Consider the following 11,744-nt stretch of genomic DNA (forward strand, 5'->3'; position numbering starts at 1 on the left):
ATCAAATTAACACTGCATCAGAAGATATATCATAATAAAAAATGTTCAGGCACGAATTAACACGTTTTCTAAAAGATGCATTCATCGCAGAAGCCGTATTAATCCGTGCCTGAAAGATAATAATATTCCTATATTTCTATTCGCTCTTGATACTATTTACCGGATTCTCATTGGCTATGTGCCATGCTTTCAGCACAACACAAACAACAATCAGCAATAAGACAAACAGCGCCGTACCTATAAACAATAACGGGTTCAGATAAATCTGTTCGGCAAACTGGTCAAGCCATGCCTTTCCTACGAAATAGGAAGCAATGATACCAATCAATATGGAGGATGCGGATACATACAGAATCTCGCGTATCAGCAGGCGCAAAATATGAGAGGCTTCGGCTCCATTCACTTTCCGGATAGCTATTTCTTTGCTTCGACGTTGAGTTTCATCATTCACATAGCCGATCAATCCCATAATTACAATCAGCAGAATAAAGCTTGAAGTAATCCAGACTGAATTACGGAAGCGATATACACTTTTATATATATCCTTTATCATACTGTCCACAGAACTGAAATGCATGGCTATATTCGGAAATGTCTTATCGGTAAACTCATTCAGACGTTTCAGATTATCATCATACGGCTCTTTCAAACGGACATCAAATACTTGATTGGCATTTTCTGATCCTATCAAGACAATAGGTGCCTGAGTTGAAAAGAAGCTATAATTGCGAACATCCCGAAAGACACCGACAATCGTACCCTCTATATCATTTAATTTCTTTCCTACTGCCCCATCTGTCCACTTCATCAAACGTACCAACTCTTCATTCACCAATAAATCTTCCTTTTTCTTAAGAGTGCTGCCTTCGATAATCTTTATTCCCATTACTTCGGGATAGTTATAACTGCAATAATTAAAGTTAAGTGTAGCGATTCTTTTACCGTCATTACTCATCAGTCCGCGTGTCCAGTATTGTCCGATTACTCCGTTTGTAGCAACAGCCACTCCTTCTACCATAGGCTGGCGACGCAGTTCATCGGTAACATGTTCTACGCTTTCTTTCGGCAACCATGTTCCTGCCTGAACCAATCCCGGAACGTTTATCCCCATATCACGGCTCATCAGATGGTTGTATTGCAAAAGCGTAACCAGCAGTAATCCCAAAACAAAAGAGACACCCGTGAACTGTATAAACAGTAACGAACGTTTCCAACCTGTCTTACCATCAGAATAACGGCGGAACACCTGTGTGACTGGTATGCGCGAAAACAACCGTCCCGGTATGCCACCCGCCAAAAGGAAAAGGATCACGATCGTAAGCAAAGGCACCCATAGTGTCTCCCATGTAAAAAGTGAAGACAGATGGACGGAAAGCAGGTCTTCGATTATTTCACGTGCATTGACTATCAGCAGAAGGCTGAGAAGTACAGATATGACAACAAGGATTCCTGTTTCCGCCAAAAACATGCCGAAGATATTTCCGGCACTGGCACCACTGCATTTATGCACACCCACCCCTTTGGCACGACGACTTAGGGTAGCGATAGATATCAGCATATAATTCATGATGGCGACAAAAAAGATAGCGAACCCCAAAAATCCATATATGACCAAGCGCTTCTGCACATCGGAAGATTCCACATGATACTTCACTAACGGGATGACATTGAAATCTAATTTCCAGTCGTCAAAACGGGCAGGCGTATATTTTTCGATTACCCGCTGGATCTTGTCATTCACTTTATCAATATCCGCAGCATCACGCAAGCGAAGAAAAGTGTAAAAGATATCATTTCCCTTCCAGCCATTGCCTCCCTGATATCCCCCATCCCGATGGATGGAAACAACAAAGTCATGAGTGAGCATCGTATTCTCCGGCACATCTCTGTACACACCACGAATCGTAAAATCATTTTGCCTGTCTGCTTTAAGAATTTTGCCGATAGGATCTGCATCTCCAAATGTTTCACGGGCAAAGTGTTCTGACACAAACACACTTCCCGGCATAATCATATCTTTCGGATTTCCTTTTAAGACAGGTATACCGAAAGTCTGGAAGAAACAAGTATCAGCGTATATATAGTTGATGTCCGATAATAATTTATCTTCATAATATATACTCATCCATTGTTCTGCGAGGACGCAACTGGCAAACTCAATTTCTTCGGGCATATCCTGCGCCAAAGTCGGTGCAACCACATCAAAAAGTGTATAATCAAAGTTGTCGCCGTCGTCTCCCATTTTCTCCCCCGTGCTAAGGTTAGTCGTCAGGCAACGTGCAATCGCCAGACGTTCCGATTCCGGATAGCAACGTTCATAACTCAATTCAAACACAATCTGCGAGAAGAGCAAAATGCCGATGGTAAGTCCCAGCGAAAGAGAAATTACCCTGATGATATTCGTGCCCCGTTCACGCAATAAAGTCCGGATGCTATAATAGATTTGTCTCATTGTCGTTTCGGTTTATGCTGTTACACTTGCCACTACACTTCCGTCGAACAGATGTATGGTACGGTGTGCGAAGCTCGCATCATGTTGTGAGTGAGTCACCATAATGATGGTGGTACCTTCTTTATTCAGTTCCGTCAGCAGATTCATTACCTCCGCTCCGTTCTTTGAATCCAGATTACCTGTTGGCTCATCGGCAAGGATAAGCTTCGGATTAGTCACTACCGCACGAGCGATAGCAACACGCTGCTGCTGACCACCGGACAGCTGTTGCGGAAAGTGTTTGGCCCGATGGCTGATATTCATCCTTTTCAGAATATCTTCCACCATACGGCGGCGCTCGGAGGATTTAATACCCAGATAAGTAAGCGGAAGCTCTACATTTTCGTAGACATTCAGTTCGTCTATCAAGTTGAAACTCTGGAATACAAAGCCTAATTTGCCTTTACGGACATGGGTACGCTCCTTCTCTTTCAATCCGGCAACTTCCTCTCCCATCAGCTGGTAAGAACCTTCTGTAGGGTTATCCAATAAACCCAGAATATTCAACAAAGTGGATTTTCCACAGCCCGAAGGCCCCATGATAGCAACAAACTCTCCTTGTTTAACTTCAAGGTTCACGTGATTTAATGCAACCGTCTCTACTTCAGTAGTACGAAATACTTTACTAATGTTTTCAATCTGTATCATTTTATTTCTTTATTATGTTGTTTCACTTTCTATTCTTTCTTTATTCGTTCTTTATACTGTTGACCGGATTCTCCGTATCAAACCTCTTTCACACCAAACGGTCACTAAGATAAACAATTACATAATAAATTTGTCTCATGCTTATTCCTATTTTTCATCATAATGCAATGCAGATAGCGTGCCACAATAGCAAGAGTATTCATTCACAACTATTTATATGTTTCGACAGTACTACCCATTGTCTAATAATTAGACACTCCCGTCTAATTATTAGACAGAAATCCTTCCTGTTTACTGTCCAACGGAAAGTATACATTTTCGCCCATTTATTGTTCTATTTTTCCTATTTCCGACTTTAATGTATTTCAATGTCATCGGAAAACTCTATCTTCGCATCAAGTTTTCAATTAAATAAATCATTCTATTTATGGTAAACAAGAATTTGTACACTCTCCTGACCTGCCTGCTTCTGACAGGATGTGACCTGATAGACTATCATCCCTACGATGTACGTATCAGTGGAGAGACAGATGTAAATGCTCATAACATTGAACAAATAGAAGCTAAGTGTAAAGGAAAAACAACCATCCGTTTTATCACTATGGGAGATTCACAGCGATGGTATGACGAGACCGAAGACTTTGTAAAAGAGGTCAATAAGAGAGATGATATCGACTTTGTCATTCACGGAGGAGATATGAGTGACTTCGGACTGACTAAAGAATTTCTTTGGCAGCGGGATATCATGAACGGACTAAAAGTACCTTATGTCGCCCTTATCGGGAATCATGACTGTCTGGGCACCGGAGCAGAAACTTATCAGGCTGTTTTCGGACCTGCCAACTTCTCATTTATCGCAGGCAATGTAAAATTTGTCTGCCTCAATACTAATGCGCTGGAATACGATTATTCGGAACCTATTCCCAATTTCAGTTTTATGGAAGAGGAACTGACAGCCAGGGCTGATGAGTTTGAAAAAACCGTAGTCAGTATGCACGCGCATCCATTTGCAGACGTGTTCAATGATAATGTGGCAAAGCCATTCCAGTACTATGTCACCCAATATCCGGGACTACAGTTCTGCACGGCTGCCCACAATCACGGGTTCGACGACAGAGTCCTTTTCGATGATGATGTGCATTATATTGTCAGTGACTGCATGAAAAGTCGCAGTTATCTGGTATTTACTATAACCCCGGAAAAATACGAATATGAACTGGTTGAATACTAAATATATCATCCGCACAGGAGTGCTGACTACGCTCCTGCTCTTTCCCGGCCTGATATCGGCTACTTGCAAGACAGATACAATTATCAATAACTACAAACCTGACTCACTGAGACTGGTGATCAAGGCAGATTCCATTATAGCCTTTCACGAAGGCGATTCCGCGTTTACAATAGTCAAAGCAGACACAGTACTACCTTATGTACCGCAACCGGTTCTCCGTACCGGTTATGACAGACGTGTCCATCGCTTCCGCAGAAACTGGGAGCGGATTATCCCGACTCACTCTAAAATACAGTATGCGGGAAATATGGGATTAATCTCGTTCGGTACCGGATGGGATTACGGAAAACGAAATCAGTGGGAAACAGATTTACTGCTCGGATTCATCCCGAAGTATTCGTCCAAAAAGGCCAAAGTGACCATGACGCTGAAACAGAACTATATGCCTTGGAGCATCAATCTGGGAAAAGGATTCTCCACAGAACCTCTCGCCTGCGGATTGTATCTGAATACCGTGTTTGGCAACCAGTTCTGGGTAAGTGAGCCTGAACGTTATCCGAAGGGATACTACGGCTTTTCAAGCAAAGTGCGTATTCATGTTTTCCTGGGACAACGGTTGACTTATGATATTGACCCGAACCGCAGGTTTCTGGCAAAGTCCGTGACTTTCTTCTACGAGATAAGCACATGCGACCTTTACCTCATCAGCGCCGTAACGAATAGCTATCTCCGTCCCCGCGATTATCTAAGTTTATCATTCGGATTAAAGTTCCAATGGTTATAAATTCAAATCCGAATTTTGAATTATGAATTACTTTTTCGTAAGTTTGTAGCGTACAAACCAATTCGGACATGAGTAAATCAGGAACAATCATCATTGTAGACGATAACAAAGGAGTGCTGACTGCGGTACAAATTCTTTTAAAAAACTATTTTTCAAAGGTTGTCACGCTGTCATCACCGGTCACATTGACCACCGTGATACGGGAAGAGATGCCGGAAGTGGTACTATTGGATATGAATTTCACTTCGGGCATCAATACCGGCAATGAAGGATTGTTCTGGCTGCACGAAATAAAGAAAGTACGACCGGAACTTCCCGTCGTACTTTTTACCGCTTATGCGGATATTGATCTTGCCATCCGGGGTATAAAAGAAGGAGCTTCGGACTTTGTCGTCAAACCTTGGAACAATCAGAAACTGGTAGAAACATTGCAGGCTGCCGCCTCGTCCGCACAGCATGGACGAAAAACGGGAAACAAAAAGGAGCCTGTCAACACTCCGCCGATCTACTGGGGAGAAAGCAAACCGATGCAGCAGCTCCGAATGCTGATAGAGAAAGTAGCCACCACAGATGCCAATATCCTGATTACAGGTGAAAACGGAACAGGGAAGGAAATGCTTGCCCGCGAAATTCATGCTCTTTCCAACCGCAGACAACAAGAAATGATCGCTGTGGACATGGGAGCGATCACTGAATCTTTATTTGAAAGCGAACTCTTCGGTCATGTAAAAGGCTCTTTCACTGATGCGCATGCCGACCGGACAGGAAAATTTGAGGCTGCCGATCACAGCACTTTGTTTCTGGATGAAATAGGGAACCTGCCCTATCATCTGCAAGCTAAACTGCTGACAGCTATCCAACGAAGAAGCATCGTACGGGTGGGAAGCAACACTCCGATTCCTATCGACATCCGCCTGATATGCGCTACCAACCGTAACCTGCAGGAAATGGTGGACCGGGAAGAATTTCGGGAAGACTTACTCTACCGAATCAACACCATTCATATCGAAATACCTCCTTTGCGGAAACGAAAAGAAGATATTATCCCGCTTGCCGAAAGATTTATCATCCGTTTCTGCAAACAATACGATAAGGAACCGATGAAATTCAGCCCGGCAGCCAAGGAAAAACTCATTGCGTACCCATGGTACGGGAATATCCGAGAGTTGGAACATGCCATCGAAAAGGTGGTCATCATTAACGACGGATTGCAAATTCCGGCGGAATTATTCCAGTTATCCACCCGAAAGACAGAAACTTCCGAAAAGGATATTTCCACACTGGAAGAGATGGAGATACAAATGATACGTAAAGCACTGGATACCTGTGCAGGAAACCTCTCGGCAGTAGCCGCGCAACTGGGAATTACCCGTCAGACTCTCTATAACAAGATGAAAAAGTTCGGATTATGAACCGGATTCTACAACAAGTAGCCAACCAATATTGGTTTAGGGTATCCCTGACGGTCATTTGCTGTCTGGCAACCGTTTGGTTTGGTGTGTATCAGTCTTATATCTGGCTCGGCATCAGTAGCTGTCTGCTGGTTTTAAGTATCATCTGGCAAGTCCGTCTTTATCGCCTGCACATCAAGCAGGTGCTTTTCATGATCGACGCTTTGGAGAATAATGACAGTGCCTTCCGCTTCCCCGAAGAGTCCGGCACTCCCGAAAGCAAACAGATCAACCGGGCACTCAATCGGGTGGGACGCATCTTATATAATGTAAAAGCAGAAACTGCCCAACAGGAAAAATACTACGAACTGATTCTTGATTTTGTCAGCACGGGGTTACTGGTGCTCAATGACAACGGAGCAGTCTATCAGAAGAACAAGGAGGCCCTCCGGCTTTTGGGACTCAATGTATTCACACATGTCCGGCAATTGAGTAAAGTAGACACCACGCTGATGGAGAAAATGGAGAACTGCCATCCCGGAGACAAATTACAGGTGGTGTTTCATAATGAACGGGGAACGGTCAATCTATCCATCCGTGTATCAGAAATCAATGTGCACAAGGAACATTTGCGTATCCTTGCGCTGAATGATATTAATATAGAACTGGACGAGAAAGAAATAGATTCATGGATTCGCCTGACCCGTGTACTGACTCACGAAATCATGAACTCCGTCACTCCTATCACCTCCCTCAGCGACACGCTCCTTTCGATGGTAGAGGACAAAGACGAAGAAATCAGCCACGGATTACAGACCATCAGTACAACGGGAAAAGGACTGCTTGCTTTCGTGGAATCCTACCGCAAATTCACACGGATACCGACTCCGGAGCCTTCATTGTTTTACTTAAAAGCATTCATCGAACGAATGGTAGAACTTGCCCGTCATCAGAATCCCTGTGACCATATCACATTCCATACGAAGATCGATCCAGCCGACCTGATTTTATATGCAGATGAAAATCTGATCTCACAAGTAGTCATTAACCTTCTGAAAAATGCGATTCAGGCAATCGGTAATCAGCCGGACAGACAAATCGATATTCAGGTATATTGCAATGAAACAGAAGAGGTACTGATTGAAATAAAGAATAACGGTCCCGTTATTCCGCCGGAAATTGCGGAACATATTTTTATCCCTTTCTTCACCACCAAAAAAGGAGGCAGCGGAATCGGACTTAGTATTTCACGTCAGATTATGCGGCTTTCCGGTGGAAGCCTCATCTTGCTGCCGGACAATAAGGAAACAAAATTCATATTAAAATTCAAATAACAGATAAGCTTATGACACCTGCACTCATCAATAACCCATTGTTCCGGGGAATTACTCCGGAAAAGTTATCCGCCAATCTGGAAGAGATCAGTTTTCATACCCGTTCTTATAAGAAAGGAGAAATTCTGGCACGACAGGGAGATGTGTGCAACCGTCTCATGATACTGACCAAAGGGAGTGTACGCGGCGAAATGATAGACTATTCCGGAAGACTCATCAAAGTAGAAGACATTGCCGCACCAAGAGCCCTTGCTCCTCTCTTCCTCTTCGGAGAAGAGAACCGTTTTCCGGTAGAAGTGACCGCTAACGAACTGACGGAAGTAATCGAAATCCCCAAATCGAGCGTACTGGAACTCTTCCGCAAGAACGAGCAGTTTCTGGAGAACTATATGAATCTATCTGCCAATTATGCCCGTACCTTGTCGGATAAACTTTTCTTTATGTCTTTCAAGACCATCCGGCAAAAGATAGCATCCTATCTGCTCCGGCTGCACAAACAACAGCAACAGCTGCAGATCACCTTCGACCGTTCGCAACAGGAGTTGAGCGATTACTTCGGTGTCTCCCGTCCCTCTCTGGCACGTGAACTGTCACACATGCAGGATGACGGCCTGATCACAGCCGACCGCAAACAGATCACTATTTTACAGAAAGAACAGCTGATCCGGCTGATTCAATAACCAAGAATTTACTCCGGTTTCATTATAGCTAATCTAGTTTTCATTATAGCTAATCGGAATATGATTATAGCTAAAATAATTTAGCTCATAGCATCTGATTTTTTTTCGGCCAATGTAACATTGGTTACAAACTTACCTCAAACTTTCCCCCTACTTTTGCGTTCATATTCAAGAAGACTAATTAAAAACGTAAAAGTTATGAGTATGTTCTGTTATCAATGTCAAGAGACCGCAATGGGTACAGGTTGTACCTTAAAAGGAGTATGCGGAAAAACATCCGAAGTGGCTAACCTGCAAGATCTTTTGCTCTTTGTAGTACGGGGAATTGCTGTGTACAACGAACATCTGCGTCAGGAAGGACAACCTTCCGAACAGGCAGACAAATTTATCTACGATGCCCTGTTTATCACTATCACCAACGCCAATTTTGATAAAACGGCTATCATCAGGAAAATAAAAGAAGGATTGCAGCTGAAAAAAGAACTTGGCAGCAAAGTAACCATTGCCAATGCTCCCGACGAATGCCTATGGGATGGAAGTGAAAATGAGTTCGAAGAAAAAGCCAAGACAGTAGGAGTACTTCGCACACCCAACGAAGATATCCGCTCTCTGAAAGAACTTGTACATTACGGACTGAAAGGAATGGCAGCTTACGTTGAGCATGCGCATAATCTGGGACACGAATCATCAGAAATCTTTGCCTTTATGCAACACGCATTAGCCGAACTCACCCGCAATGATATTACGATGGAAGAACTGGTTCAACTTACACTGACCACAGGTAAACACGGAGTTTCCGCAATGGCTCTGCTGGATGCAGCCAACACAAGCAGCTACGGAAATCCGGAAATATCAGAAGTTAATCTCGGTGTGCGCAACAATCCGGGTATCCTTATCAGCGGCCATGACCTGAAGGATCTTGAAGAATTGCTGGAACAGACCGAGGGAACAGGGATAGACATCTATACCCACAGTGAAATGCTTCCGGCGCATTATTACCCTCAACTAAAAAAATACAAACATCTGGCAGGAAACTACGGAAACGCGTGGTGGAAACAGAAAGAAGAATTTGAAAGCTTCAACGGACCGATTTTGTTTACCAGTAACTGTATTGTTCCTCCACGTGCCAACGCTACTTACAAAGACCGTATCTATGTCACCGGAGCCTGCGGACTGGATGGTGCACACTATATCCCCGAACGTAAAGACGGAAAACCGAAAGATTTCTCCGCACTGATCGCACACGCCAAGCAATGTCAGCCGCCAACAGCGATTGAGAACGGAACACTGATCGGAGGATTTGCCCATGCACAAGTAGTAGCTCTGGCAGATAAGGTGGTAGAAGCCGTCAAAAGTGGAGCAATCCGCAAATTCTTCGTAATGGCAGGATGCGACGGACGCATGAAGAGCCGTGAATATTACACCGAATTTGCAGAGAAACTTCCGAAAGATACAGTGATCCTGACTGCCGGTTGCGCCAAATACAGATATAACAAACTGGCTTTAGGTGACATCAACGGCATCCCCCGTGTACTGGATGCAGGACAATGTAATGATAGCTATTCGTTGGCTGTCATCGCCTTGAAACTGAAAGAAATATTCGGATTGGACGACGTTAACAAACTTCCTATCGTATATAACATCGCTTGGTACGAGCAGAAAGCAGTAATCGTTTTATTGGCATTGCTGGCACTGGGAGTGAAGAATATTCATCTGGGCCCTACTCTTCCGGCCTTCCTTTCACCGAACGTGAAAAATGTATTGATCGAACAATTCGGAATCGGTGGTATCAGTACTGTGGACGAAGATATCATGAAGTTCTTGTCATAAATGCAAGATTTACCAGCTAAACCTTAACTATTAAATATAAAAAGGCGCGAATTGCATCATCTGTGTAATCCGCGCCTAATAATTATTAATTAAAAGGCAGCATCAATCATCTTTCGGCAATATCAAATTGAGAAGAACTCCGACCAAAGCAGCCAGTCCGATACCGGACAATGAAAAGTCTCCCCAAGTGAGGACAGCCCCACCGATACCGACGGTCAGCGTCAGAGAAACAATGATAATATTCCTTGTACGACTCAAATCAATGCAGTTATTGACCAGATTACCAATTCCGGCACAGGCGATTGTTCCGAAAAGCAAAAGCATTATTCCTCCCAATACTGCACTCGGAATTGATTTCAGCAACGCACTGATTTTGCCGATGACGGAGAACAAGATAGCGGATATGGCTGCAATCCGGATAACTTGCGGATTCGTAATTTTCGTTAATGACATGGCTCCCGTTACTTCCGAATAAGTCGTCACCGGAGGACCACCCACCAATCCGGCAAAAAGGCAAGCCAGCCCATCCCCCAATAAAGTACGATGCAGACCGGGGTCTTTCACAAAATCCTTTCCCGTAACCGTATTTACCACATATACATCTCCAATATGTTCTATCACCGGAGCAATGGCTACCGGAATCATAAACAAGATCGGCTCCCATGAGAACTTGGGAAATACAAACTGCGGTAACCCGATCCAGGCCGCATCCCTGACACCGGACAAATCCAGATCATAGAAAAGCCATGCCGCCAGATAGCCGACAATAATACCGCAAAAGATAGGAATCAACTTCAAAAGCCCTTTTGCCTTCATCGAAACGACAACCGCAGTAACCAGCGACAACAAAGCCAGCACCCAGTTTTCCTTCGCCATCTCCACTCCCGTACCGGCAAGCGACAAACCGATCAGAATAATAACCGGCCCAATGACTACCGGAGGAAACAAACGTTCAACCACCCTCACCCCTTGCCATTTGACCAGCGCACTCATTGCGAAATAAACCAGTGCGACACCCAGCATTCCGGATAAAGTACCCGCCAGACCATAAAGTTCTGTCGCCTTTATTATCGGGGCAATAAATGCGAAACTACTTCCCAAAAAGATGGGGACTTTCCCCCGCGTGACCGCATGAAAGATAAGTGTACCAATACCGGCTGTAAACAAAGCGGTGGAAGGGTCGAGCCCCACTAATAACGGTACAAGCACCGTAGCTCCGAAAGCTACAAACAAGAATTGTACCCCTACCACCCCTTTCCGTAAAGGAGTAAGATTGTTTGAATCCATAAGTATGATGTAGATTAATTGAGTACAAAATTAATCTTTTTAGACAATTTAACTACCTTTTTCCATCA

At 43.9% G+C, this 11,744-nt stretch carries 9 protein-coding genes; 6 read left to right on the top strand and 3 right to left on the bottom strand.

Translation table 11 applies throughout. The features are described from left to right. Nucleotides 1-136: 136 nt before the first annotated feature. On the bottom strand, nt 137-2,452 hold the full coding sequence (locus BLW31_RS12005) for an ABC transporter permease (RefSeq protein WP_010538205.1): 2,316 nt from the start codon (nt 2,450-2,452) through the stop codon (nt 137-139). A gap of 12 nt (nt 2,453-2,464) precedes the next feature. Further along, nucleotides 2,465-3,139, bottom strand: coding sequence for an ABC transporter ATP-binding protein (locus BLW31_RS12010; RefSeq protein ID WP_010538206.1), 675 nt, complete (start codon nt 3,137-3,139; stop codon nt 2,465-2,467). Between the two features lie 427 nt (nt 3,140-3,566). On the opposite strand from BLW31_RS12010, the gene BLW31_RS12015 reads away from it, so the two are divergent. The 6 genes from BLW31_RS12015 to hcp all read left to right on the top strand — a co-directional run bounded on the left by BLW31_RS12015 (nt 3,567) and on the right by hcp (nt 10,389). Continuing rightward, nucleotides 3,567-4,370 (top strand): metallophosphoesterase family protein, encoded by an 804-nt coding sequence (locus BLW31_RS12015; RefSeq protein ID WP_010538207.1) that lies wholly within the window; start codon nt 3,567-3,569, stop codon nt 4,368-4,370. Then, complete coding sequence (locus BLW31_RS12020) at nt 4,351-5,154, top strand: hypothetical protein (protein WP_010538208.1); 804 nt, start codon at nt 4,351-4,353, stop codon at nt 5,152-5,154. The genes BLW31_RS12015 and BLW31_RS12020 overlap by 20 nt, the downstream gene beginning before the upstream one ends. A 68-nt stretch (nt 5,155-5,222) precedes the next feature. Then, complete coding sequence (locus tag BLW31_RS12025; protein WP_010538209.1) at nt 5,223-6,566, top strand: sigma-54-dependent transcriptional regulator; 1,344 nt, start codon at nt 5,223-5,225, stop codon at nt 6,564-6,566. Continuing rightward, nucleotides 6,563-7,879, top strand: a complete 1,317-nt coding sequence (locus BLW31_RS12030; RefSeq protein WP_010538210.1) for a sensor histidine kinase — start codon at nt 6,563-6,565, stop codon at nt 7,877-7,879. Before BLW31_RS12025 ends, BLW31_RS12030 begins: the two co-directional genes overlap by 4 nt. An 11-nt stretch (nt 7,880-7,890) precedes the next feature. Then, the gene (locus BLW31_RS12035) at nt 7,891-8,559 is read left to right on the top strand and encodes a Crp/Fnr family transcriptional regulator (protein WP_010538211.1); all 669 of its coding nucleotides are present in this window, start codon (nt 7,891-7,893) and stop codon (nt 8,557-8,559) included. Between the two features lie 204 nt (nt 8,560-8,763). Beyond that, nucleotides 8,764-10,389, top strand: a complete 1,626-nt coding sequence (hcp, locus tag BLW31_RS12040) for a hydroxylamine reductase (RefSeq protein WP_032837066.1) — start codon at nt 8,764-8,766, stop codon at nt 10,387-10,389. Nucleotides 10,390-10,491: 102 nt separating this feature from the next. Here hcp and BLW31_RS12045 read toward each other — a convergent pair whose 3' ends face one another. Then, a complete protein-coding gene (locus tag BLW31_RS12045) occupies nt 10,492-11,676 on the bottom strand; it encodes a uracil-xanthine permease family protein (RefSeq protein ID WP_010538213.1) in 1,185 nt (394 codons plus the stop codon). Nucleotides 11,677-11,744 lie beyond the last annotated feature (68 nt).

The organism is Bacteroides faecis MAJ27 (assembly GCF_900106755.1).
GTDB classification, from domain to species: domain Bacteria; phylum Bacteroidota; class Bacteroidia; order Bacteroidales; family Bacteroidaceae; genus Bacteroides; species Bacteroides faecis.